This window comes from Mesorhizobium sp. M0317 (genome assembly GCF_040321555.1).
Classification (GTDB): domain Bacteria; phylum Pseudomonadota; class Alphaproteobacteria; order Rhizobiales; family Rhizobiaceae; genus Mesorhizobium.
Genome location: NZ_JAMYRV010000032.1, coordinates 56114 through 80764, shown reverse-complemented (window position 1 = coordinate 80764; position 24651 = coordinate 56114). Strand labels below are relative to the sequence as shown.

The window sequence follows — 24651 nt, the reverse complement described above, 5'->3', positions numbered from 1 at the left end:
GGGGGGAGTGCCCCCGCCTGGGGTGCGGGGGCGCGCCCGCGTCACCAACCCCCCTCCCGGCGGGCCCGGGCGGGCGGGGCGTATGGGGGGTGGGGGGGCCGGGGACCAGCCGGCCGCCCGTCGTGTATCGGAACTCGGCATCGCGCCAGCGGCGGCGCCCGCGCGAGGGCGGCCTGCCCAGGCTGCCACACGCAATAATGACGAGGTCCAGATGACGGCAAAGCCCCTCTATCGACGTGTCCTGCTGAAAGCATCGGGCGAAGCGTTGATGGGCGAGCAGCATTTCGGCATCGATGTCTCGGTGGTCGACCGAATCGCCGCCGACATCGCCGAAGCCCGCGCACTTGGTATCGAGGTCGGCGTCGTCATTGGCGGCGGCAATATCTTTCGCGGCGTGGCGGTGGCATCCAAGGGCGGCGACCGTGTCACCGGCGACCACATGGGCATGCTGGCCACCGTCATCAACTCGCTGGCGCTGCGCACCTCGCTGAACAAGATCGGCGTCGACGCCGTCGTGCTGTCGGCCATCGCCATGCCCGAACTTTGCGAGAGTTTTTCCCAGCGCCAGGCCACCGCCTATATGAACCAGGGCAAGGTCGTCATTTTCGCCGGCGGCACCGGCAATCCGTTCTTCACCACCGATTCGGCCGCGGCCTTGCGCGCCGCCGAGATCGGCGCCGACGCGCTGTTCAAGGGCACCCAGGTCGACGGCGTCTATTCGGCCGATCCCAAGAAGGATCCGAATGCGACCCGCTTCGAGCGCATCAGCCATGCCGAAGTCATCAACAAGGGCCTTTCGATCATGGATACCGCCGCAATTGCACTTGCGCGCGAAAACAACATCCCGATAATCGTCTATTCGATCCACGAAAAAGGTGGTTTCGGCGATATTCTGCGGGGCGGCGGCCGTTGCACGATCGTCGCCGACGAATAATCCGGAGTATACTCTCCTAAAAAGGGATCAGTTTTTGAAAGAGGGTCCGAATATAGGCCCTAAGCAGTGAACCCGGATCAAACGGGTCGAGGAGACTAAGATGAGTGGTGAGTTCGACGACCTCAAGCGGCGCATGGATGGCGCGATCGCCGCCTTCAAGCACGATCTGGCTTCGCTGCGCACCGGCCGTGCCTCCAGCAATCTGCTCGACGCCATCCAGGTCCAGGCCTACGGCACCACCATGCCCATCAACCAGGTGGCGAACGTGTCGGTGCCGGAGCCGCGCATGATTTCGGTTTCGGTCTGGGACAAGTCGATGGTCGGCGCGGTCGATCGTGCCATCAGAGAATCCAATCTCGGCTTCAATCCGATCGTCGACGGCACCAACCTCAGGATTCCGCTGCCCGAGCTCAACGAGCAGCGCCGCAAGGAACTGGTCAAGATCTCGCATGGCTACGCCGAGAACGCCCGCGTTGCGGTGCGCCATGTCCGTCGCGACGGCATGGACTTCTTGAAGAAGGCGGAAAAGGACGGCGACATCAGCGAGGACGATCAGCGGAAGCGCTCCGATCAGGTCCAGAAGCTGACCGACGAGACGATCAGCACCATCGATCACCTGCTTTCCGATAAGGAAGCTGAAATCATGCAGGTCTAGGGTCGGCCCACACCGGCCCGAAAGCGAGACAATGGCAACGCCCGCGCATGTCGCTATCATCATGGATGGAAACGGACGCTGGGCCAAGGCGCGCGGCATGCCGCGGCTTGCCGGCCATCGCGCCGGCGTCGAAGCGCTGCGCAAGACGGTGCGCGCCGCGCCCGGTCTCGGCATTTCCTTCCTGACCGTCTACGCCTTTTCATCGGAAAACTGGTCGCGGCCCAAGGCCGAAGTGAGCGACCTGATGGGGCTTTTGAAGCTGTTCATCCGCCGCGATCTGGCCGAACTGCACCAGAACGGCGTGCGCGTCAGGATCATCGGTGACAGGGCGGGGCTGCAGCCGGACATCAGGGGCCTGCTCGAAGAGGCCGAATCGCTGACTGCGCGCAATGAATCGCTGACCTTGGTCATCGCCTTCAACTATGGCGGGCGCGACGAGATCGTGCGCACGGCACGCAAGCTCGCAGCCGCAGTGGCGCGCGGCGAGATCGACGCAGAGGCGATCACGGCAGACACTTTTGCCGGCGCCCTCGACACCGCAGGCATTCCCGATCCGGAGCTGGTCATCCGCACCAGTGGCGAGCTTCGGCTGTCGAACTTCCTTCTGTGGCAGGCAGCCTACAGCGAACTGGTTTTTCTGCCTTGCTACTGGCCTGACTTCAGCCGCGAACACCTGGCCGACGCATTGCGCGATTTTGCTGGCCGCGAGCGCCGTTTTGGCGGGCTTGCCGCTCAAGATGTTGCTGCCTCGTGATCGGCGGCGGGATGAACAATCTTCAGCTTCGCATCGTCTCGGCGCTGGTGCTGGCCGCAATAGCGCTTGGCCTGACCTGGTTGGGAGGGCTGTGGTTCCGCCTGCTTTGCGCCGGGATATCGGCCGTCATCTTCTATGAATGGGCGCGCATGTCGCGCCCCTTGGCCGGTGCGACCCTCGGCTTCATTCCCGAAGCGCTGCTTCTGGTTTTCGTCGTCGCCCTGGTTGCAGGCGTGCCGGCATCGTGGCTTCTGTCTCTTGTCCTGGCCATGGTTGTGGTCGCTGCTGTCGGCGCCCGTATGCATGGAGCGGCGCAATGGGATGCAGCCGGTCTTGCCTACGCGGCTTTGTCCGGCTTATCGCTGGCGCTGCTGCGCGGCGGCGACCATCCCGGCCTGGTCGCAATCCTGTTTCTGTTCGCCGTGGTCTGGGCGACCGACATCTTCGCCTATTTCGTCGGCCGCTCCGTCGGTGGGCGCAAGCTCGCGCCATCTATATCCCCCGGCAAGACGCAGAGCGGCGCGCTTGGCGGCGCTGTCGGCGGCGTGGCCGCCGGCGTGCTTCTGGCTGCCGCCGCCGGGGCCGGCAATCTTGGCGTCCTCGCCTTGGTTGCGCTGGTGCTGTCGATTGTTGCCCAGGCTGGCGATCTCTTCGAATCCTGGGTCAAGCGCCGCCACGGCCGCAAGGATTCAAGCGCGTTGATACCCGGGCATGGCGGTGTCATGGACAGGGTGGACGGGCTTGTCGCGGCGGCTTTTGCCCTATACGTGATCGGCTGGATTTCGGCGGGCGCCGATCATCCGGCGCAGGGGCTGTTTCCGGCTTGAGTGATATTTCACGGCGAAGAAATGGCGCACGCCACGGATTCGCCTGGATTGATGTCACAGTCGCGGCGACACCTTTTGCCGCGGGTGAATTTGAGGGCATGACTTGAACGAAATTCTTCACGCGTTGTTCAGCACGGAAGGCTTTGTCCTCGGCACGCTGGTGCCGTTTCTGTTCGTGCTGACCGTAGTCGTCTTCATTCACGAAATGGGCCATTACCTGGTCGGCCGCTGGTGCGGCATTGGCGTGAAGGCCTTTTCGATCGGCTTCGGCCCCGAACTTCTCGGCTTCAACGACAGCCACGGCACGCGCTGGAAGCTCTGCGCCATACCGCTCGGCGGTTATGTCAAATTCGTCGGCGACATGAGCGCCACGTCGAGCCAGCCGAGTTCGGAAGATCTGGAAACGCTGACTGACGCTGAACGCAAGGTCGCCTTCCACACGCAACCCATCTGGAAACGCGCCGCCACGGTGGTGGCCGGACCGCTGTTCAACTTCCTTTTGACCATTGCCGTCTTTGCCGTGCTGTTTTCCCTCTATGGCCGCCCTGTGTTTGAGCCGATGGTGGCGGCGGTCACCGCCGGCAGTCCAGCCGCAAGGGCCGGCATTTTGCCAGGCGACCGATTCGTCGCCGTCGACGGCAGCAAGGTTGAGACCTTCGCCGACGTCCAGCGCCTAGTTTCGGGCCGCGGCGGCGACGCCATCACCTTCACCATGTTGCGCGACGGCAAGGAGGTCACGGTCGTCGCGACGCCGGAGCCGATGGAGCAGCTGGACGCACTGGGCAACAAGGTCAAGGTGGCCGTCATCGGCGTCGTCAACAACAAGGATGTCGGCCAGCCCAGGCTGATCACCTACAGCCCTGTCGGAGCAGTCGGCGCCGCGGTCGAGGAGACGGGGCACGTCATTCAGCGCACCGGCCAGTTCCTGCAGCGATTCGTTGTCGGCCGCGAAGACAAATGCCAGCTGGGCGGCCCGATCAAGATCGCCAAGATGTCGGGGCAGGCGGCAAAGCTTGGCTTCCTGTGGCTGGTGCAACTCGTCGCCGGACTGTCGGTCGGGATCGGAATTCTGAACCTTTTGCCGATTCCCCCCCTCGACGGCGGCCACCTCCTGTTCTACGCACTCGAAGCCGTTTTCCGGCGTCCGGTATCGGAGCGGATGATGGAAATGGGATACCGGGCCGGCCTCTTTCTGGTGCTGGGATTTATGGGCTTCGTCTTCTGGAACGATCTGTTTGGGTGCTGAAATCATGAAGAAATTTGGCTTCAGCACCGGCAATGTTGAGACGCCGTTTACCATGCACGGGGGTATGCGTGACGGGAAAGCCACGCATCAGGGTTAAGTAATTACAAATTAACCTGAAGCCTTGCGTGTAGGGAAAATCCGGTTAATACGGTAGGAGAAATTACCGCACGTCCGGTTTTCTCGCCGTGGGGACTTCGAGAAAAGGTACAAAAGCCCGATGAAGGCAGCATCCAAATTTTTGAGCGCCGCGTCCGCGGTGGCTATGTCCGCCGCTCTGGTTGTACCAGGTGCGCTCGCCGTGCAGTTCGTTGCCACATCTGCGGCGCAAGCAGCCGTTGTCTCGAGAGTCGAGGTCAACGGCAACCAGCGCGTAGACGCCGACACCATCCGCAACTACATCACGATCAAGCCGGGCAAGGCGTTTTCCAGCGCCGATATCGACGATGCGGTCAAGGCACTGTTTGGTACCGGGCTGTTCTCGGACGTTCAGATCAATCAGGTCGGTTCGACGCTGGTGGTCAAGGTTGCCGAATATCAGGTCGTGAACCAGGTTCTGTTCCAGGGCAACAAGAAGCTCAAGGACAATGCGCTGGCAATCGCCGTGCAGTTGAAGCCACGCGGAACGTTCTCGCAGGCAACGCTGGACTCCGATGTCGAGGCGGTGAAAGCTGCCTACAAGCGAATTGGCCGCGACGATGCCGCCGTGACGACGCAGATCATGGACCTCGGCGACAACCGCGTGAACGTGGTCTTCAACATCAACGAAGGCGGCCGCACCAAGATCGCCGCAGTCAATTTCGTCGGCAACAGCGCCTATTCGAGTCGCCGCCTGTCCGACGTCATCGCCACCAAGCGCTCAAGCTTCCTGTCCTTCGTGCTGCGTGACGACGTCTATGACGAGGACAAGCTTCGCGCCGACCAGGAATCGCTTCGCCGCTTCTATTACAATCACGGCTATGCTGACTTCCAGGTGGTCTCTGCTGTCGGCGAGCTCGACGACACGACCAACCAATACACCGTTACCATCACCGTCCAGGAAGGGGACCGCTATACGTTCGGCGACGTCAGCGTCGAGAGCACCATTCCCGAAGTCGACTCGAAGGCGCTGGAATCGGTGGTTCAGACCCACAAGGGCGACGTCTACAACGCCAAGGATGTCGAGGACACCATCATCGCGCTGAGCGAGAAGGTGGCGGGTTCTGGTTATGCCTTCGCCCAGGTGACGCCGCGCGGCGACCGTAACTTCGAGAGTCACACCATTTCGGTCGTCTACACGATCGACCAGGGCACCAAGGCCTATGTCGAGCGCATCGAAATCCGCGGCAACGACCGCACGCGCGACTATGTCATTCGGCGCGAATTCGATGTCAGCGAAGGCGACGCCTTCAACCAGGTTCTCATTCAGCGCGCGAAGAAGCGGCTGGAAGCGCTGGATTATTTTGAGAAAGTCGACATTTCGACTGTTCCGGGTTCCGAGCCTGACCAGGTCGTGCTTGTGGTCGACGTGGTCGAGAAGTCGACTGGTGAGTTCTCGATCGGCGCCGGTTATTCGACCGGTGGCGAGACTGCCGGTCCGTCCGTCGAGGGATCGGTTGCGGAGCGCAACTTCCTCGGTCGCGGCCAGTACATCAAGGTCTCGGCCGGCGGCGGCAAGAATTCGCGCGACTACAGCCTGTCCTTCACCGAGCCCTATTTCCTCGGGCGCCGTATCGCCGCCGGTTTCGATATCTTCCAGCAGACGCGAAATTATTCGGACTACGACAGCGAGACGCTGGGTGCGACGGTTCGCTTCGGCCTGCCGATCACCGATAATATCTCGACGCAGCTAGCGTACAATATCGCGCAGGAAAAGTATAAATATGATGATGACTGCTTGACCAGCGGCACCTATGATCCCTCGAAATGCGACGTTTCTGCCGCAATTCGAGAGGGTATTGATGAAAGCCCTTGGATCAAATCGTCCGTCAGTCTCGGCTTGGTCTACAACACCATAGACGACATGAAGAGCCCGCATGAAGGCATCTACGCCACCACGACTGTGGAAGTGGCCGGCCTTGGTGGCGATGCCAAATTCGTCAAGGTTACCGGTCGCGGCACCGTCTACCAGACTCTATCAGAACAGTTGGATCTGGTCGGCCTGATCTCCGGCGGTGCTGGCCATATCGCGGGCTATGGCGATAATGGACTGCGTATCTTCGATCAGTTCAAGAGCAGCGACCGCATGATCCGCGGCTTCGAGTATGGTGGCATTGGCCCTGTGGATATTGCAACAGGTGACCACCTCGGCGGCACCACCTATTTCAATGCTTCGGCGGAAGCTCAGTTCCCGATACCGGTCATTCCGGAAAGCTTTGGCGTGCGTGGCGCTGTGTTTGCTGATGCCGCCACACTGTACGGCAGCAAGATTGATACTCCTGGCGTCACTCAGGCCTCGGTTGATATGAAGTTGCGCGCGTCGGTTGGTGTCGGCTTGTTGTGGTCATCGCCCTTCGGCCCGATCCGCATCGACTACGCGATGCCCGTCAAGAAGGAAAAGACCGACGACGTGCAGGAATTCAACTTCGGCATGTCGAGCCGCTTCTGATCTTGCGGTAACGATGCTTCCGGGCCGTTGGGGTCCGGAAGAGAATTGATCCGACCTAGCTGGATATTGCTTCTGGAATGACCGATCCGGTGTTCTTCGCGCCATCACGCCGGTATACGGCCGGCGAAGTCGCGAATCTGACCGGCGCATCGCTTGTCGATTCCGATCTTGCCCACATATCGATCGATGCGTTGGCGCCAGCCAACGAAGGCGGCGAGGGTGCGCTCGTCTTCGTCGACGGCAAGCGCAATTTCGCGCTGATGCAGTCGCTGAAAGCGGCGGCCGTGTTTTGTCCCGCCGAGTTCGCCGGCAAGGCGCCGGCCGGCATTGCGGTTCTGGTGCATCCGCGCCCGCAGCAGGCCTTCGCCATGATCGGCCGGCTGCTGTTCCCGACAGCGGCTACGCCGGGACCGATGACCAGCGAAACCGGGGTCTCGCCGCAAGCTCATGTCGATACCACGGCGCATATCGAGGCAGGCGCGATCATCGAGGCCGGAGCCGTCGTCGGCCCGCGTGCTTCCATCGGCAGCGGAACGGTCATTGCCCCCCACGCCGTTATCGGTCCGTCATGCCAGATCGGCCGCGACGGCTATATCGGACCAGGTGTCAGCGTCCAGTACGCGCTGATCGGCAACCGCGTCATCATTCATGGCGGCGCCAGGATCGGCCAGGACGGCTTCGGCTTTGTCGGCGGCGCCAAAGGCCCTGAGCGTGTGCCGCAGGTCGGCCGCGTCATCATTCAGGACGATGTCGAAATCGGCTCGAACACGACCGTCGATCGCGGCGCCATGTCGGATACGGTCATCGGTCAGGGGACCAAGATCGACAATCTGGTGCAGATCGCCCATAACGTTCGCATCGGCCGCAATTGCATTATTGCCGGGCTCTCTGGTATTTCCGGCTCCGTCACCGTCGGCGACGGTGTCACCATGGGCGGCGGCGTTGGCCTTGCCGATCATTTGACCATCGGATCAGGGGCCAAGCTTGCTGCAAGAAGCGGGTTCATGAGCAACGTGCCGGCGGGCGAGATCTGGGGAGGCTATCCGGCGCAGCCGATGGCGGAAGCCATGCGCGAGATCGCCATGCTGAGGAAGCTCGCCAGGACGCGCAAGCAGGGCGAAGGGGGAAGTAGCTGAGATGGTGCCGGCGACGCTCGAAGCGGTCGATATATTGGGGTTGATGAAGCTTTTGCCGCATCGCTATCCGTTCCTGATGATCGACCGCATCATCGAAATCGACGGCAATGATTCTGCCATCGGCATCAAGAACGTGACCATCAATGAGCCGCATTTCCAGGGCCATTTCCCGGACCAGCCGGTGATGCCGGGCGTGCTCATCGTCGAGGCCATGGCGCAGACGGCCGGCGCGATCTGCATCCGTAACCTCAACACGGAAAAGCCGTCGCTGGTCTATTTCCTGACCATCGACAACGCGAAATTCCGCAAACCGGTCGTCCCGGGCGACCAGTTGAAGATCCACGTCAAGAAAATCAAGATGCGCGGCAACCTGCTCAAATTCGCCTGCGAGGCCATGGTGGAGGGCACAAAGGCCGCCGAAGCCGAGATCTCGGCAATGATGGTTACCGGCTGACGGTTCGAAATGCTCATGAAAATACAGACTTCAATCCACCCCTCGGCCGTCATCGAGGCCGGCGCGCAGATCGGCGGAGGCGTCGCCATAGGACCTTTCTGCTATGTCGGCGCTGACGCCGTGATCGGTGACCGCGTCGAACTGGTCAGCCATGTCTCGGTGCTGGGCGCGACAACCATTGGCGCCGCGACCAAGGTCTATCCAATGGCGACACTGGGCGGACCGCCGCAGAACACCAAGCACAAGGGCGGCCGCACCACTTTGGTCATCGGCCAGAACTGCACGATCCGCGAAGGCGTGACCATGCATCTCGGCACCGATTCCAGCCGCGGCGAGACGACCGTCGGCGACAACGGCAATTTCCTTGCCTATGCCCACATTGCCCATGATTGCGTCGTCGGTAAAAACGCCACCTTCGCCAATGGCGCGACCCTGGGCGGCCATTGCGAGGTCGGTGACAGCGTCTATATTGGCGGCCTCAGCGCCGTTCATCAGTTCGTGCGTGTTGGTGACAACGCCTTTCTCGGCGGCTGCTCGGCTTTTGTCGGCGATGTCATTCCCTACGCCATTGCGGTGGGCAATCGCGCCAGCCTGCGTGGACTCAACATCATCGGCCTGAAGCGCGCCGGGTTGCCGCGCGCCGAAATCTACCTGCTGCGCAAGGCTTACAAGACCATCTTCGACCGCTCCCGCACTGTCGGCGAGAACATCGAATTCGCCAAGGCCGAGTTTGCGTCGTCGCCGACGGCCATGAAAATCATCGATTTCATCACCAGTCGCGGCAAGCGGCATTTTGCCGTCCCGTCGCTTAAGGGTGGCGACGGCGACGATGCCGATGACGAAGGCTGAGGCCACTTCAACGGGCCTCGATCTTGCGCCGGACGCCAGGGTCGGCATCATTGCCGGCGGCGGTAGCTTGCCGGTCGAAGTTGCCGCCGGCCTGGCGGAGGCCGGACATCCGCCCGTCATCATCCTGGTCGAAGGTCAGGCCGACCGTCAGTCCGACCTCACAATCTATGAGCATGAAAGCCTTGCGCTGGAAGACATCGGCTCGCTGGTTGCGTTGCTGAGGCGCCGGCGGATCACCCATCTTGTGCTTGCCGGCGAGATCAGGCGCAGGCCGCGGTTGGTCGACATGCGTCCGAACCTTGGGCTACTGGCACTTATACCCTCGCTCGCCATGGCGCTTGCCCGCGGCGATGACGGGCTGTTGAAGATATTGACCCGCGGCCTGGAGGCACGGGGCGTCAAGGTTGTCGGTGCGCATGAAGTCGTGCCCCGGCTCGTCGCGGCCGAAGGGCCGCTGACCAAAGCAGTGCCGCGAAAGTCCGACTGGCGCGATATCGAGGCGGCACACGCGGCGGCAAAGGCCATCGGCGCGCTCGACATTGGTCAGGCGGCAATTGCCATCGGTGGCCGCACTGTTGCCCTGGAAGGCGTCGAGGGCACCCACGGACTGCTCGAGCGGACGCAGCAGTTGCGCGGCCATGGCAGGCTGGCCGGCAAGACGCGCGGTGTCCTGGTCAAATGCGCCAAGCCTGGGCAGGAATTGCGTGCCGATCTGCCATCTATTGGCCCCCAGACCGTCGAGGCGGCGCATGCCGCTGGGCTCGCCGGCATTGCCGTCGAAGCCGGCCGTTCGCTCATCCTCGAAGGCCCCGCCGTTCTCGCGCGCGCCAATGCGCTCGGCCTGTTCGTGTTCGGCCTGCCGGCTGCGGAGTCTGTCCATGGCAGCTGAGAAGCCGCTGAAGATTGCCATCGTCGCCGGCGAAGAATCCGGCGACCTGCTGGGCGCCGACATCGTGCAGGCGCTGAAGCGCATGACCGGGCGCGAGGTGCAACTCGTCGGCACTGGCGGGCGGCATCTGCAGGCGCTCGGACTGGCGCCGCTGTTCGACGGCGCCGAGATCGCGCTGATGGGGCTCAGCGCGATCCTGCGTGACCTGCCGCGCCTGATGCGGCGGATCAGCCAGACGGCAAGTGCTGTCGCCGCCGAAAAACCCGACTGTCTGATCACCATCGACAGCCCCGATTTCTCGCTGCGCGTCGCCAAAAAGGTCCGCGCCACCGATCCGTCGATCCCGATCGTCCATTATGTCTGCCCGAGCGTCTGGGCGTGGCGGCCGGGTAGGGCGGCCGCGATGAAGCCCTATGTCGACCACATACTGTGCATCCTGCCTTTCGAGGTAAAGGAGCTCAGCCGTCTCGGCGGCCCGCCCGGCACTTACGTCGGACATCGCCTCACGCATGATCCAGGCGTGCTGGGCGCGGCCAGGGCGCAAGCCCAGCCACGCGATCTCTCGGCCGATCACGTCAAGACGCTGCTCGTCCTGCCAGGGTCGCGGCGCGGCGAGGTGAGCCGGCTTATCGGTCCGTTCGGCGAGACGGTGTCGGCGCTGCGCGCGCGTGGCCACCGGCTGCGGCTGTTGCTGCCGACGGTGCCGCATGTCGCCGAACTGGTCAAAACATCGGTGGCGCGCTGGGATCAGGAGCCGGAAGTCATCCTCGATCCCGAGCGCAAGTGGCAGGCCTTCGGCAAGGCCCATGCGGCGCTGATCGCGTCTGGAACGGTGTCACTGGAACTGGCGATGTCGGGTGTCCCGATGATCTCTTGCTACAAGTTCGATCCGATCATGCTGATGGCGCAGAGCCTGATCACGGTGTGGAGCGCTGCTTTGCCCAACCTTATTGCCGACCGGCCGGTCGTGCCGGAAAGCTACAACCAGTATGTGCGGCCGCACTATCTGGCGCGGCAGCTCGAGGCACTGTTCTCAGACACCGCCTACCGCGCCTGGCAAAAGGGTGGCTTTGCCGAGGTTGCCAGACGCATGGCCACGGACAGACCCTCCGGCGACATCGCCGCCGATGTCGTTCTTCGCCACATCGGGAGAGCGAATAGGGCTTAGTGAATAGTGAATAGTGAATAGTGAATAGTGAATAGTGAATAGTGAATAGGATTAACGCGCTCTCACCTATAATCAAGCTGCTACTTACTACCTGCTATTCACTACTTACCATTCACCATTCACCATTCACCATTCACTCTCTTTCACCTTTTCGCAATCGGCACGTAGTCGCGTTCCGGCGCGCCGGTGTAGAGCTGGCGCGGACGGCCGATCTTCTGGTGGGGATCCTCGATCATTTCCTTCCACTGCGCGATCCACCCGACGGTGCGCGCGACCGCGAACAGCACGGTGAACATGGTGGTGGGGAAGCCCAGCGCCTTCAGCGTGATGCCGGAATAGAAATCGACGTTCGGATAGAGCTTCTTTTCGATGAAGTAGGAATCGGTCAGCGCGATCTTTTCCAGCTCCATGGCGATGTCGAGCAGCGGATCGTCCTTGATGCCGAGTTCGCCCAGCACTTCATGCGCCGTCTTCTGCATGATTTTCGCACGAGGATCGTAGTTCTTGTAGACGCGATGGCCAAAGCCCATCAGCCGGAACGGATCGTTCTTGTCCTTGGCGCGGGCGATGAATTCCGGGATGTGGTCGACATGGCCGATCTCGCCCAGCATGTTGAGCGCCGCCTCATTGGCGCCGCCATGTGCCGGGCCCCACAGGCAGGCGATGCCGGCGGCGATGCAGGCGAACGGATTGGCGCCCGACGAGCCTGCAAGCCGCACGGTCGAGGTCGAGGCGTTCTGTTCGTGGTCGGCATGCAGAATGAAGATGCGCTCCATGGCGCGCGCCAGCACCGGATTGATCTTGTATTCCTCGCACGGCACCGCAAAGCACATATGCAGGAAGTTGGCGGCGAAGTTCAGCTCGTTCTTCGGGTAAATGAAGGGCTGGCCGATATGGTATTTGTAGGCCATGGCCGCAATCGTCGGCATCTTGGCAATCAGCCGCATCGAGGCGACCATGCGCTGATACGGGTCCGAAATATCGGTGGAGTCGTGATAGAAGGCCGACAGCGCGCCGACCACGCCGCACATCACAGCCATCGGATGCGCGTCGCGGCGGAAGCCGGTGAAGAAGCGCGACATCTGCTCGTGCACCATGGTGTGGCGCGTCACCCGGTAGTCGAAATCGTCCTTCTGTGCCTTGGTCGGCAGTTCGCCGTAGAGCAGGAGGTAGCAGACTTCGAGGAAGTCGCCATGCTCGGCCAGCTGGTCGATGGGATAGCCGCGGTGAAGCAGGATGCCGGCATCGCCGTCGATGAAGGTTATCGCCGACTCGCAGCTCGCCGTCGAAGTGAAGCCGGGATCGTAGGTGAAGGCGCCGGTGGTGTTGTAGAGCGCACCGATGTCGATGACGTCGGGCCCGACCGACCCGCTTCGCACCTTGAATTCATGCGTCTTGCCGGCCAGTTCGAGCGTGGCAGTCGACGGGTGCGTCGTCTTGCTGCCGGTTTCCAGTCTTGTCGCAGCTTCGCTCATTCTCAAACTCCTTCATGTTCCTCATGCCGGCAAGGCAATTCCTGCAAACGACACGTCGAAATCACCGGAATGCGCGAACTCGCCACCGCATTTTGGGAGGTGCGTGCCTGATTGGGCCAAGGCCTAATGTTGCACTGCGAAACCCGCCTTTCAATGCCAATCTTTTTGGGCCAGCTCGCTCCTAATCGATTTGATCCGCAATCCGCGCCAGGCTTTCCTCGCGGCCAAGCACGGCAAGCACGTCGAACACGCCGGGCGAGGTGCTACGCCCGGTAAGGGCCGCCCGGAGCGGTTGGGCCACGGCGCCGAGCTTGTGGCCGCCGGCCGCTGCGAACTCGCGCACCGCGGCTTCAGCCGCGGCAGCCGACCAAACGCCCGAAACAGTCTGCAAAGCGGCATGTGCGCCGCGCAGGATCGCGCGCGCGTCGGCACTGAGCAGTGCTGCCGCCTTCTCGTCGATCGGCAGCGGCCGCTCGACGAACAGGAAGGCCGCGCCATCGGCCAGTTCCACCAGCGTCTTGGCGCGCTCTTTCAGGCCCGGCAAGGCGGCCAGCAGCTGCGCCTTCCTGGCGTCGTCGAGACGGGCGGCGATAGCAGATCCGCCTTCGAGGTATGGCAGAGTGGCGACGAAAATGTCGAACAGCTCGGTATCGGCCATCTTGCGCATATGCGCGCCGTTGATTGACTCGAGCTTGGCGAAGTCGAAACGCGCCGCACCCTTGTTGACATCGCCGATGTCGAACCACGAAATCATGTCCTTGATCGACATGATCTCGTCGTCGCCATGGCTCCAGCCGAGCCGCGCCAGATAGTTGAGCAGTGCCTCGGGCAGATAGCCCATGGCGCGATAAGCCTCGACACCGAGTGCGCCGTGCCGCTTCGACAGCTTGGCGCCGTCGGCGCCGTGGATCAGCGGGATATGCGACATCGACGGGACGTCCCAGCCCATCGCGTTGTAGATCACCGTCTGGCGCGCGGCGTTGGTCAGATGGTCGTCGCCACGGATGATGTGGGTGACGCCCATGTCATGGTCGTCGACGACGACGGCATGCATGTAGGTCGGATTGCCGTCCGAGCGCAGGATGATGAAATCGTCGAGGTCCTTGTTGGGGAAGCGCACCTCGCCCTGCACACGGTCGTGCACCACGGTTTCGCCCTCGGTCGGCGCCTTGATGCGGATGGCGCCCTTGACGCCGGGAGGCGCCTCCGAGGGGGCACGATCGCGCCACGCGCCATTGTAGCGCGGCGGCAAGCCCTTGGCGCGTGCGGCCTCGCGCATCGCCTCGAGCTCGGCAGGGGTCTCGTAGCTGTAATAGGCCTTGCCCAGGCGCACCAGCTCCTCGGCCACCTCACGGTGGCGTGGCGCGCGCTCGAACTGCGATATGGCCTCACCGTCCCAGGAAAGGCCGAGCCAGGTCAGCCCATCCAGAATGGCCTGTGTCGCCGCCTCGTTGAAGCGTTCGCGGTCGGTGTCCTCGATGCGCAGCACCATCGTGCCGCCGGTGTGCTTGGCGTACAGCCAGTTGAACAGTGCGGTGCGCGCGCCGCCTATATGCAGATAGCCGGTGGGCGAGGGGGCAAAACGGGTGACGACCGTGTCGGACATGGAACTCTCGGGAACCTTGGAAAGCGGGGCGTGATCGCGCGGGCTTTCGCGCTTTGCGCGTTCATGTAGCATAGGAGGTCTGGGGCGCAAGGGGCAGACCCGATGGCTGGATGAGGCCGGGGCACGTCGCCAATTATCGGTTGCGTCAACGGGCGCCGGAGCCTTGTAGCACAAAATCTGTTCGCACCTCCGCGCAACCTCATTTGGCAGCAGCGTCAATGTCTGAGTTTCATTCGGCTGCAGCGTCCGTCACAGTGCCTGGAACATCGCTGCGACGGTGGTAGCCTCCTCTGACGAGCGGACATTTCTTCACGGAGGCGGCACTGCCCGACTACAACGCCGCCGTGACAGCGTTGGCTTGGTCACGCATATTGACCTTTCTGCAATCATTATCGTGAACACCGCAACTGTGTGCAGTCCGGTCTCGCCACTAAGGAAGCATGATTGAAAGAAGGACTACCGATGACCAGAAACGCCGACCATACGGAGGGTGATCCGTTCTACCATGGCACCCGGGCGGATTTGAAACCCGGGGATCTGCTGAGCGTCGGCCACCCTTCCAATTTCAGAGGTAAACCACTGTCATGGATCTATTTCACCCAGACACTGGAAGCCGCCATCTGGGGAGCAGAGCTTGCAACGGGTGACAGTCGTCAAAGGATTTACATCGTAAAGCCGACGGGGTTTTTCATGGATGACCCTAACCTGACCGATAAAAAATTTCCCGGTAATCCGACGAAATCCTACCGCTCCCGTGATCCGTTACTCATCCTGGGGGAGCTCGCTGAATGGCAGGGGCATACACCCGAACAATTGAAGGCAATGCACGATGGGCTTGCTCGCCTGAGGGCGGAGGGCCGGGATATGATTGAGGATTGAGCGTCCTTGGCGAGTGATGGTCAATTCCGGCGCGGTGGACGCGACCGCACGGACTTTCGCGCTTTGCGCGTTCATGTAGCATAGGAGGTCTGGGGCGCAAGGGGCAGACCCGATGGCTGGACGTGGCCGGGGCACGAAGGAAGGCGAAGGCGCCGAGGCAAGCGTCAGCGAACGCTCGCTGTTTGCCGATAGTCCCTATGCCGAGCCGCTGCCCCTCGCGCTGCCTGAGCCGCATCCCGGCGTCGCGCCTGCGCTGCCCGGTCACGCCTTGCCGGCGCAAGTCACAGCGCCCGGATCTATCGCCCGTCTGCGCAGACGGCTTCGCCGTCCGTCATGGCCCGCGCTCCGCCGCAGCCTTGCCGCGGCCGCCAACACGGAGCTCGACCGGGGCGTCGCCTTCCTGCTGGTGCCGGTTTTCCTGGCGGCCGGCGTCATCATTTATTTCTCGCTGGCCGGCGAGCCCGGCTTTGCGCAGCCAATCGCCATTGTGGTGCTGGCGACATGTTGCGCTGTCGCCACGCGATCGCGGCCGAGGACGCATCTGTTCTGCATGGCCGCGATGCTGTGCGCGCTCGGCGTCGTCGCCGCCAAAGTCGAGACCTGGCGCGCCGGAACGCAGATGCTCGGCTCCGAGATTCAGACACGGCTGACCGGCCGCGTCGTCAGTCTCGAACAGATGGAAAGCGGCCGCATCAGGCTGACGCTCGACGTGGTTTCGACCGCTTACCCCGAGCTGCGCTACGCCCCGGAGCGGGTCAGGCTCTCGGCGCGGACCGTTCCCGCCGATATGACCGCCGGCTCCCTGATCACCGGCTATGCCAGGCTGTTGCCGCCGACCGGTCCGGTGCGGCCGGAGAGCTACGATTTCTCCTTCGACAGCTATTTCACCGGTATCGGCGGCAGCGGCTTCTTTCTCGGCAATCCGAAAACCATTGCTACGCAGGGACCGCCGCCGCTGACCGCGCGGCTCTCCTCGGCAATCGAGAACGCGCGCGAAAACATTGCCGACCATATCAGGGGCAAAATCGGCGGCGCCGAAGGCGAGATTGCCGCGGCGTTGATTGTCGGGGTGCGCGCCGGCATCCCGGACGAGGTCAACGAAGCGATGCGGCGCACCGGCATCTACCACATCATCTCCATCTCCGGCCTGCACATGGCGCTGGTTGCCGGCACCATCATGGCGTTGCTGCGTGGCGCCTTTGCGCTGTTTCCCGATTTCTCTTCGCGCCGCCCAGTCAAGAAATATGCAGCAGTGGCAGCACTCGTCTCCATCGCCGCCTATCTCGTCATTTCAGGCGTCGTGGTTGCCGCCGAGCGCAGCTTCATCATGCTGGCGGTCATGCTTGTCGCCGTGCTGTTTGATCGCGCCGCACTCACCATGCGCAATCTGGCGATCTCCGCCATTGCCGTCATCCTGGTGTCGCCGCACGAGGTGGTCGGTCCCAGCTTCCAGATGTCGTTTGCCGCCACCGCCGCCCTTGTCGGCGCCTATGCCGGCTGGGCCGATTACCGCGCCGACAAGGTGAGAACGCCGCCGGCAAAGCGCTCCTTCGTCGGCTTCCTGTCGCGAAAATTCGCGCTGGCCATGGGCGGCCTCGCCATGACCTCGATCATCGCCGGCAGTGCAACCTTGCTGTTCGCCATCTGGCATTTTCAGCGTGTGTCGCCGCTCAGCCTGATCGCCAATCTGGCCGTGATGCCGATTGTTTCGTTGATCGTCATGCCCTTTGCCGTGCTCAGCGCACTGGCGATGCCGTTCGGCGCCGACGGGCCGTTCCTCTATGTGATGGGCAAGGGTCTGATGGCGATGATCGCTATATCGGCCTGGATTTCCGAGCGCTCGCCGGTCGACGCCGTCGGGCTGATCTCCATCCGCTCGGTGCTGTTGGTGGCGGTCGCCCTCGTCATCGCCACCATGGCCACCACCTGGCTCAGGTTGGCGGCCGTGCCTTTCGTGCTGGCCGGCCTGTTGACGGTGCCGCAGGTGCTTACGCCCGACGTGCTCATATCCGAGGATGCGCATCTGGTGGCCATGCCGATCGGTGGCGGCGAACTCGCCCTCAACCGCGAACGCTCCAACGAATTCACCACGGACAATTGGAAACGGGCGCTGCGGGCCGAAACCATTATCCCACCTGAGATTTTCGAGGCAACAGATACGCGGTTCGATCTCGATCCGCTCGATCTGCCGCCCGGCTCGCCCTTCTATTGCACCGGCGATCTCTGTATCGCCCGGCACCCTTCCGGAGCCATTGTAGCGCTTGCGAAAGACCGCAAGACGGCGCGGCCGGCCTGTGCCTTCGCGAGCCTGATCGTCATCGATGACGCCACCGCCTACAATCCGTGCCGCGACCCGCTGGTGCTGGTCGTGACGAAGAAACAGCTGGCCCGCGACGGCAGCGCCGCCGTCTTCTTCGATCCGCAATCGGCAGCTGCAGCGCCAACCATCCGCTTCGCCGTCGACAAGCCGTATCGCCCCTGGCACGAGCAACGCCGCTTCTCCCGCGAAGCGCGCGGCCTGCCGCCTTACAACCAGCGTGAAAAGTACAAACCCAAGCCGGCTCAGTAGCGCCGGATCAATCCGACAAGCTTGCCCTGCACCTTCACCCTGTCCGGTCCAAAAATGCGGGTCTCGTAGGCCGGGTTGGCGGCTTCCAGGGCGATCGAGGCGCCCTTGCGGCGGAAGCGTTTCAGGGTCGCTTCCTCATCGTCGACCAACGCCACCACGATCTCGCCGGGGCTGGCTGTGTCGGCATTGCGGATGATGACCGTGTCGCCATCGAAAATGCCGGCCTCGATCATCGAATCGCCCTTGACCTCGAGCGCGTAGTGTTCGCCGCCCATGATCATATCGGGCGGCACCGAGATCGAATGGGTCTGATGCTGGATGGCGTCGATCGGCACGCCGGCGGCGATGCGTCCCATAACCGGGATTGAAATCGCGGAAACGGCATCGTCATTGCCGGCCGACATCGAACGCGACGGCGAGCCCGGCTTGATCTGGCGGCCGAGACCGCCTTGGCCCAACGCGCCTTGTCCTTGGCCGCCTTGCCCTTGGCCGGTTTGACCAAGACTGCCCTGAATGACGCTCGGCGAAAACTTCCTCGCCGCATTGAGGCCTGGTGCGATCGAGTCGGGCAGCCGCAGCACTTCCAGCGCGCGCGCCCGGTTCGGCAGCCGGCGAATGAAACCGCGCTCCTCAAGCGCCGTGATCAGGCGGTGGATGCCGGACTTGGAGGCGAGGTCGAGCGCTTCCTTCATCTCGTCGAAGGACGGCGGGATTCCGCTCTCCTTCAGGCGTTCATGGATGAACATCAGAAGCTCATGTTGTTTGCGCGTCAGCATCGCGGCCCCCAAGGGTTCTGAAACCAGAATCAGAAAAAACAAACCCAGAACAAACACTATCTGTTCCAGTTGTGTTCCGCAACCTTTTAAAGTTTAATGAATGTGTTGGCGTTTTGTTCAGCGTAACGTTCGGCGCTGCGAGCGCCGCCTGCGCCCGGTTGCCAGCAACGGGGTGAAACGAAGACAAAGTGCCCTGCGTCGTCGGCTACGATCGCCGCTTCCTTTTCGGACGGGGCTGCGCAGCATCCGCGCGGGGTTCTCTCTGGGCATAGACCCGCAGCGTGTAGCCGATGTGAGCGGTCATCAGAGTCTTCGCACGTTCGACGTCGCGATCGAGGGCCGCTTCCATCAGGGCGGTATGGTGTTCGATCGCCACGGCGTCGCGCAGGGCCGCCACGGCCTTCCGGTGTCCGTCCGTGCGGCCGGCGGCGGCGCGCAGCGTCGGGGCCAGACCCAGAAAGCGGTGATGGCGATGCAATTGGTCGGAAATCGTTGCATTGAAGCGCAGCAGCCAGCTGGATGTCGCGGCACTGAGCAGCGCCGCATGGAAGGCATCGTGTTTTTCGTACCACGCGTCGACCGCATCATCCGATGGATCGTCGAGAATAGACCCGCACCGTGAGAGACGATAGTGGGCGGCAACGACCGCGTCTTCCCACTCACGGTCGCCCTTCTCGATCGATTCCACCAGCAGGGGCAGTTCGACCACCAGCCGCGCACGCGCCAAATCCTCGAGCTCCGCCCGAGAGACGGGAGCGACCGCAAACCCGCGGTTGCTGATGGCGGTCACAAGCCGTTCCGCCTCCAGCCGCGACAGCGCCTCGCGCAACGGCGTCCAGCCGATGCCGTAGGTGTTGCGCAGCGTGCTCAGCTTCAACGGCGCGGCAGGCGCCAGCCGGGTCGCAAGAATATCGCGCCTGAGCAGGCGATAGGCCACTTCCGTCTTCGAGGTCTGCTCGTCATCCAGCATCGTGATCCATCAGACATAAACGCTCGGCGGATCATTATATATCAAAGCCTTTCAACGGATGAATTATATATAATGTTTGACAGCTCAAGGGGCGACCACTCAAGATCGCCGGCATGTTTCGGCGGCAGGCTCCGCCGCGCGCGTTGTCTATGGAGGGGCGCCGGACCATGAGCATAACAACCGATCTCGCTGCAATCGAAGCAATGGATGCCGCCGATCCGCTGCGCTCCATGCGTGAACGCTTTGTCTTACCGCAAGGCGTAATTTATCTCGACGGCAATTCGCTGGGTGCCGCGTCACCAGCCGTCTTCAGCGAATTGCAGCAGGCCGCCACGCAGGAATGGGCGCACGACCTCATTCGCGCCTGGAACACCGCTGGCTGGTTCAACATGCCGGTGGAACTGGGAGATCAGCTCGGACGACTGATCGGCGCGGCTGACGGGCAGACGGTGGTCTGCGACACAACCTCGATCAACATCTACAAGCTGCTGCACGCCGCGCTCGGCATGCGGCCGGCTCGGTCGGCCATCGTTGCCGAGGGCGACAGTTTCCCGACCGACCTCTACATGGCCGAAGGCGTCGCCTCGACCCGGCCGGGAACGCGGCTGCGGCTGGAGGGCGTCGACGCGGCCGCAATCGAGGAGCTGATCGACGACAGCGTTGCCGTCATCCTGGTCAACCACGTAAACTACAAATCCGGCCAGTTGCGCGACATGGCGGCGCTGACGCGCAAGGCACATGACGCCGGCGCGCTGATCATCTGGGACCTCTGCCACACCGCCGGCGCCTTGCCGGTCGAACTCGACCGTGCCAATGCCGATTTCGCTGTCGGCTGCACCTACAAATACCTCAATGGCGGCCCGGGCTCGCCGGCCTTCATCTACGCGGCCGAGCGCCACCATGGTGATATCAGGCAGCCGCTCAGCGGCTGGTGGGGCCATGCGCGGCCCTTTGCCTTCGAGCAGGGCTTTGCCGTCGGCAGCGGGATCCGCCGCTTCCTGTGCGGAACGCAGCCGGTGCTGTCGATGCGGGCGCTCAAGGGCGCGCTCGATATCTGGAACGACGTCGACATGGCGGCGGTGCGCAGAAAAAGCATCGCACTGACCGACCTGTTTATCCAGCTCGTCGAAGCCAGATGCGGCGCCTACGGCCTTGAACTCGAAAGCCCGCGCGACGGCAGCCAGCGCGGCAGCCAGGTGTCGTTCCTCCACCCGCATGGCTACCAGGTGATGCGGGCGCTGATCGAGCGCGGCGTGATCGGCGATTTTCGGGCGCCGTCGACCATCCGTTTCGGCTTCACGCCGCTCTATGTCGGTTATGGCGATGTCTGGCAGGCGGTCGAAGCGCTGGAGGATATTTTGCGCACCGGCGCCTGGCAGGACGCCCGCTTCGCGGTAAAGACCGCGGTCACCTGAGGAACTACTACAGCCGGGTGCGGACCGTCCAGAGCTCCGGAAACAGCACGACCTCCAGCATCTTCTTCAGATAGGAGGCGCCTGAGGTGCCGCCCGTGCCGCGCTTCAAGCCGATGATGCGCTCGACCGTGGTGACGTGGTTGAAGCGCCAGCGGCGGAAATAATCCTCGAAGTCGACCAGCTTCTCGGCCAGTTCGTAGAGCATCCAGTAGCGCTGCGGGTCGCGGTAGACGGTTTGCCAGGCAGCCAGCACTTCTTCGTTCTCGACGCGCGTCTCGCGCCAGTCCGTGCGACTGGCGTCGGCGCCGATGTCGAAGCCATTGCGCGCCAAAAGCAGAAGCGCCTCATCATAGAGCGACGGCGTGGCCAGGATGGCTTCCAGCCTGTCCGTAAGGTCGGGCCGGTGCTTGTGCGGCCCGAGCATCGCAAGGTTGCGGTTGCCGGCCATGAACTCGATAGCGCGGTACTGCCACGACTGGAAGCCCGAGGATTGGCCGAGCGCGTCGCGAAACTCGGTGTATTCGCTGGGCGTCATCGTGCGCAGCACGTCCCAGGCATTGTTGAGCTGCTCGAAGATTCGCGCGACACGCGACAGCATCTTGAAGCTCGGTTCGAGGCGGTCGGCGCGGATCGAGCGGATCGCGGCGCCGATCTCGTGGAGGGCCAGTTTCATCCACAATTCGGATGTCTGATGCTGGATGATGAACAGCATCTCGTCATGGGCAGAAGACAGCGGCGCCTGCGCATCGAGCACCTTGTCCAGCTGCAGATAGTCGCTGTAGGACATCCGCTCCTTGAACGACATCTGCGCGCCATCGGACGCCGGATCGTGCGGCTTAATCAATTGATCTTCTCCGCGCGCAACCGGAAGCGCTGGATCTTGCCGGTCTGGGTTTTGGGCAAGGCGTCGATGAACTTCACCGAACGCGGATATTTGTAGGGCGCGATCGTTGCCTTGACGTGGTCCTGCAGGCGTTTGACGGTCAATGCGTCCGGCGAAACGCCTTGCACAAGCACGATATGCGCCTCGACGATCTGGCCGCGTTCACCGTCCTCGGCGCCGGTCACCGCGCATTCGGCGACGTCGGGATGCGAGAGCAGCGCCGCTTCGACCTCGGGGCCGGCGATGTTGTAGCCGGCGCTGACGATCATGTCGTCGGAACGCGCGGCGAAGTGGAAGAAGCCATCCTCGTCCTGCGTGAACGTATCGCCGGTGAGATTCCAGCCGTCGCGGACATAGTCCTTTTGCCTGGCATCGGCCATGTAGCGGCAGCCCGTCGGGCCGCGCACCGCCAGCCGGCCAGTAGAGCCGCGCGGCAACTCCCGCATCTCGTCATCGACGATGCGTGCCTGATAGCCGCCGACGGGTTTGCCGGTGGAGGCCGGCTTCATGTCGTCGAAGCGGTTGGAGATGAAGATATGCAGCATCTCGGTGGCGCCGATCCCATCGAGGATCGGCTTGCCGGTCTTCTCAGTCCATTCCTCGAAGACAGGCGCCGGCAGCGTCTCGCCCGCCGAAACCGCGACGCGCAGCGAGGACAGGTCAGCGCCTTGATCCATGGCCTTGAGCATGGCCCGATAGGCGGTTGGAGCGGTGAAGGAAATGGTCGCTTTGTAGGTCTCGATGATGTGGATCATGTTGGGTGGCGTCGCCTGTTCCAGCAACGTCGCCGCGGCGCCGAAACGCAGCGGGAAGATGGCGAGCCCGCCAAGACCGAAGGTAAAGGCAAGGGGCGGGGAGCCGACGAAGATGTCGTCGGGCGTCACCTCCAGGATTTCGCGGGCATAGGCGTCGGCGACGATCAGCAGGTCGCGGTGGAAATGCATCGTCGCCTTCGGCACGCCGGTGGTGCCGGAGGTGAAGCCGAGCAGGGCGACATCGTCGCGGCCGGTGTTGACGGCAGTGAAGGTGACCGGCTTGTCGAGGGCGGCGCGGTCGAGTTCCGCGTCATGGTTGGCCGTGCCGTCGAAGCCAATGACCTGCTTGAGATACGCACTGCCCTTGGCGCAGGCGGTCATCTCGTCCATCAGCCTTGTATCGCAAAGCGCAACCGTGATTTCCGCCTTGTCGACGATCTTGGCGAGTTCGCCGGCGCGCAGCATCGGCATGGTGTTGACGACCACCGCGCCAACCTTGGTGGCGGCCAGCCAGCAGGCGACCATGGCCGGGTTGTTGGCCGAGCGGATCAGCACCCGGTTGCCCGGCTTGACGCCATAATTCTCGACCAGGGCATGGGCGAGCCTGTTGGTCCAGTCGGACAGTTCCTTGTAGGTGCGGCGGCGGCCATTGCCGATCAGCGCAGTGTGGTCGCCGAACCCTTTTTCGACCAGCCTGTCGGTCAATTCGACGCCGGCATTTATGTGGTCGGGATAGTCGAAGCCGTCGAGCAAAAACTCCGGCCATTGCTCCGGCGGCGGCAGGTTGTCGCGCGTGAATGTGTCGATATGCGCTGATGGCCCAAGCATTTTCGGCTGCCCCTGTCTGCCTCGCGCCCATGGCTGAACAAGGCGCAGGATCGCACCAGTCGAAATTTGTTTCAAGCCTAAAATGTTTTTAAATCGCAGCATTGACGCCGCCCTGTTCGGCGGCCATTCCTGTCGACTGAACTGAAGCCATCCGGGAGGGATGCAGATGCTCGAACATCGTGTTGCCGATTGGGACAATGCCTACGCCAACGGCGACAACATTGCCGGCAGCAATCGCTGGCCGGCCGCATGGGACACACCGGCACAGGCTTTTCGCGACACAATGTCGGCGTCCGGTCGGGCCAAGCTCGACATCGCCTATGGCGACAGCCCGCGCAACAGGCTCGATCTGTTCCTTCCCGATGTCATGCCCAAAGGGCTCGTCGTCTTCATCCATGGCGGTTACTGGAAGGCGTTCGACAACAAGCCATGGTCGCATCTGGCCAACGGCGCGGTTGCCAATGGCTTTGCCGTGGCAATGCCGACTTACACGCTTTGTCCCGACATACGCATTTCCGGCATCGTCAGGGAAATCGCGGGGGCGATCGGCAAGGCGGCGACGATGGTCGGCGGGCCGGTGATCCTGACCGGGCATTCCGCCGGCGGCCATCTCGCCTCCAGGATGGTGACGACAACGACGCCTCTGGCCGCCGATGTGGCCGGCCGCACACGCAATGTCGTCTCGATCTCCGGGGTTCATGATCTGCGGCCGATAATGCGGACGGGGATGAACGCGACACTGGCCATCGATGAAGCGGAAGCACTGGCCGAAAGCCCGGTTCTGCTGCGCCCCATGCAGGGCGCGCGCATCACCTGCTGGGCCGGCGGCGGCGAGCGGGCGGAGTTCCTGCGCCAGAATGCGCTGCTTGCCAACATCTGGATCGGCCTCGGCGCCACGACCAGCACAGTGGTCGAGCCGGACCGGCATCATTTCAGCATCGTCGACGGGCTTGCCGATCCGACACATCCGCTGACGCGGACATTGCTGGCGGAGTAACA

The 24651-nt window shown here is 62.8% G+C and carries 21 protein-coding genes; 15 read left to right on the top strand and 6 right to left on the bottom strand.

All coding sequences use genetic code 11. The features are described 5' to 3' along the window. Positions 1-211 precede the first annotated feature (211 nt). The 11 genes from pyrH (at position 212) to lpxB (ending at position 11496) form a co-directional block, all read left to right on the top strand. Positions 212-934, top strand: coding sequence for a UMP kinase (gene pyrH, locus NKI88_RS21325; RefSeq protein WP_023671026.1), 723 nt, complete (start codon positions 212-214; stop codon positions 932-934). A 100-nt stretch (positions 935-1034) separates the two neighbouring features. After that, entirely contained in the window at positions 1035-1589 is a 555-nt protein-coding gene (frr, locus tag NKI88_RS21320; protein WP_023671027.1) for a ribosome recycling factor, read from the top strand. 31 nt (positions 1590-1620) lie between these two features. Then, the gene (locus NKI88_RS21315) at positions 1621-2343 is read left to right on the top strand and encodes an isoprenyl transferase (RefSeq protein ID WP_023748403.1); all 723 of its coding nucleotides are present in this window, start codon (positions 1621-1623) and stop codon (positions 2341-2343) included. Positions 2344-2354: 11 nt separating this feature from the next. Beyond that, positions 2355-3170: a phosphatidate cytidylyltransferase gene (locus NKI88_RS21310; RefSeq protein WP_352657054.1), complete on the top strand. Its 816-nt coding sequence runs from the start codon at positions 2355-2357 to the stop codon at positions 3168-3170. A gap of 103 nt (positions 3171-3273) precedes the next feature. Continuing rightward, on the top strand, positions 3274-4416 hold the full coding sequence (gene rseP, locus NKI88_RS21305) for an RIP metalloprotease RseP (RefSeq protein WP_352513708.1): 1143 nt from the start codon (positions 3274-3276) through the stop codon (positions 4414-4416). Positions 4417-4633: 217 nt separating this feature from the next. Continuing rightward, entirely contained in the window at positions 4634-7000 is a 2367-nt protein-coding gene (gene bamA, locus NKI88_RS21300; RefSeq protein ID WP_352657052.1) for an outer membrane protein assembly factor BamA, read from the top strand. A 77-nt stretch (positions 7001-7077) separates the two neighbouring features. Next, a complete protein-coding gene (gene lpxD, locus NKI88_RS21295) occupies positions 7078-8136 on the top strand; it encodes a UDP-3-O-(3-hydroxymyristoyl)glucosamine N-acyltransferase (protein WP_023671032.1) in 1059 nt (352 codons plus the stop codon). A gap of 1 nt (position 8137) precedes the next feature. Further along, positions 8138-8590, top strand: coding sequence for a 3-hydroxyacyl-ACP dehydratase FabZ (gene fabZ / locus NKI88_RS21290; RefSeq protein WP_023684696.1), 453 nt, complete (start codon positions 8138-8140; stop codon positions 8588-8590). 15 nt (positions 8591-8605) lie between these two features. Beyond that, entirely contained in the window at positions 8606-9439 is an 834-nt protein-coding gene (gene lpxA, locus NKI88_RS21285) for an acyl-ACP--UDP-N-acetylglucosamine O-acyltransferase (protein WP_352657049.1), read from the top strand. Beyond that, on the top strand, positions 9426-10328 hold the full coding sequence (locus NKI88_RS21280) for an LpxI family protein (RefSeq protein ID WP_023824869.1): 903 nt from the start codon (positions 9426-9428) through the stop codon (positions 10326-10328). Before lpxA ends, NKI88_RS21280 begins: the two co-directional genes overlap by 14 nt. Further along, positions 10318-11496: a lipid-A-disaccharide synthase gene (gene lpxB, locus NKI88_RS21275; RefSeq protein WP_352657047.1), complete on the top strand. Its 1179-nt coding sequence runs from the start codon at positions 10318-10320 to the stop codon at positions 11494-11496. The genes NKI88_RS21280 and lpxB overlap by 11 nt, the downstream gene beginning before the upstream one ends. Before the next feature lie 143 nt (positions 11497-11639). Here lpxB and gltA read toward each other — a convergent pair whose 3' ends face one another. Next, the gene (gltA, locus tag NKI88_RS21270; protein WP_023671037.1) at positions 11640-12971 is read right to left on the bottom strand and encodes a citrate synthase; all 1332 of its coding nucleotides are present in this window, start codon (positions 12969-12971) and stop codon (positions 11640-11642) included. 181 nt (positions 12972-13152) lie between these two features. Next, a complete protein-coding gene (gene gltX / locus NKI88_RS21265) occupies positions 13153-14577 on the bottom strand; it encodes a glutamate--tRNA ligase (RefSeq protein ID WP_352657046.1) in 1425 nt (474 codons plus the stop codon). A 462-nt stretch (positions 14578-15039) separates the two neighbouring features. On the opposite strand from gltX, the gene arr reads away from it, so the two are divergent. Then, the gene (gene arr, locus NKI88_RS21260) at positions 15040-15456 is read left to right on the top strand and encodes an NAD(+)--rifampin ADP-ribosyltransferase (protein ID WP_352657043.1); all 417 of its coding nucleotides are present in this window, start codon (positions 15040-15042) and stop codon (positions 15454-15456) included. Between the two features lie 112 nt (positions 15457-15568). Further along, complete coding sequence (locus NKI88_RS21255; RefSeq protein ID WP_352657041.1) at positions 15569-18025, top strand: ComEC/Rec2 family competence protein; 2457 nt, start codon at positions 15569-15571, stop codon at positions 18023-18025. On the opposite strand, the gene lexA is transcribed toward NKI88_RS21255, so the two are convergent. After that, the gene (gene lexA, locus NKI88_RS21250) at positions 18019-18801 is read right to left on the bottom strand and encodes a transcriptional repressor LexA (protein WP_023684703.1); all 783 of its coding nucleotides are present in this window, start codon (positions 18799-18801) and stop codon (positions 18019-18021) included. The genes NKI88_RS21255 and lexA overlap by 7 nt on opposite strands. A gap of 205 nt (positions 18802-19006) precedes the next feature. Beyond that, positions 19007-19771 (bottom strand): GntR family transcriptional regulator, encoded by a 765-nt coding sequence (locus NKI88_RS21245; RefSeq protein WP_352657038.1) that lies wholly within the window; start codon positions 19769-19771, stop codon positions 19007-19009. Between the two features lie 167 nt (positions 19772-19938). On the opposite strand from NKI88_RS21245, the gene kynU reads away from it, so the two are divergent. Then, positions 19939-21186 (top strand): kynureninase, encoded by a 1248-nt coding sequence (gene kynU, locus NKI88_RS21240; protein WP_352657036.1) that lies wholly within the window; start codon positions 19939-19941, stop codon positions 21184-21186. 7 nt (positions 21187-21193) lie between these two features. Here kynU and kynA read toward each other — a convergent pair whose 3' ends face one another. Both kynA and NKI88_RS21230 read right to left on the bottom strand, forming a co-directional pair. Further along, positions 21194-22030 carry a tryptophan 2,3-dioxygenase gene (gene kynA / locus NKI88_RS21235; protein ID WP_027049448.1) on the bottom strand — a complete coding sequence of 279 codons (837 nt, stop codon included), beginning with the start codon at positions 22028-22030 and terminating at the stop codon, positions 21194-21196. After that, positions 22027-23652: an AMP-binding protein gene (locus tag NKI88_RS21230; RefSeq protein ID WP_352657034.1), complete on the bottom strand. Its 1626-nt coding sequence runs from the start codon at positions 23650-23652 to the stop codon at positions 22027-22029. Before NKI88_RS21230 ends, kynA begins: the two co-directional genes overlap by 4 nt. A gap of 160 nt (positions 23653-23812) precedes the next feature. On the opposite strand from NKI88_RS21230, the gene NKI88_RS21225 reads away from it, so the two are divergent. Then, positions 23813-24649, top strand: coding sequence for a hormone-sensitive lipase (locus NKI88_RS21225; RefSeq protein ID WP_502909483.1), 837 nt, complete (start codon positions 23813-23815; stop codon positions 24647-24649). The last annotated feature ends 2 nt before the right edge of the window (positions 24650-24651 follow it).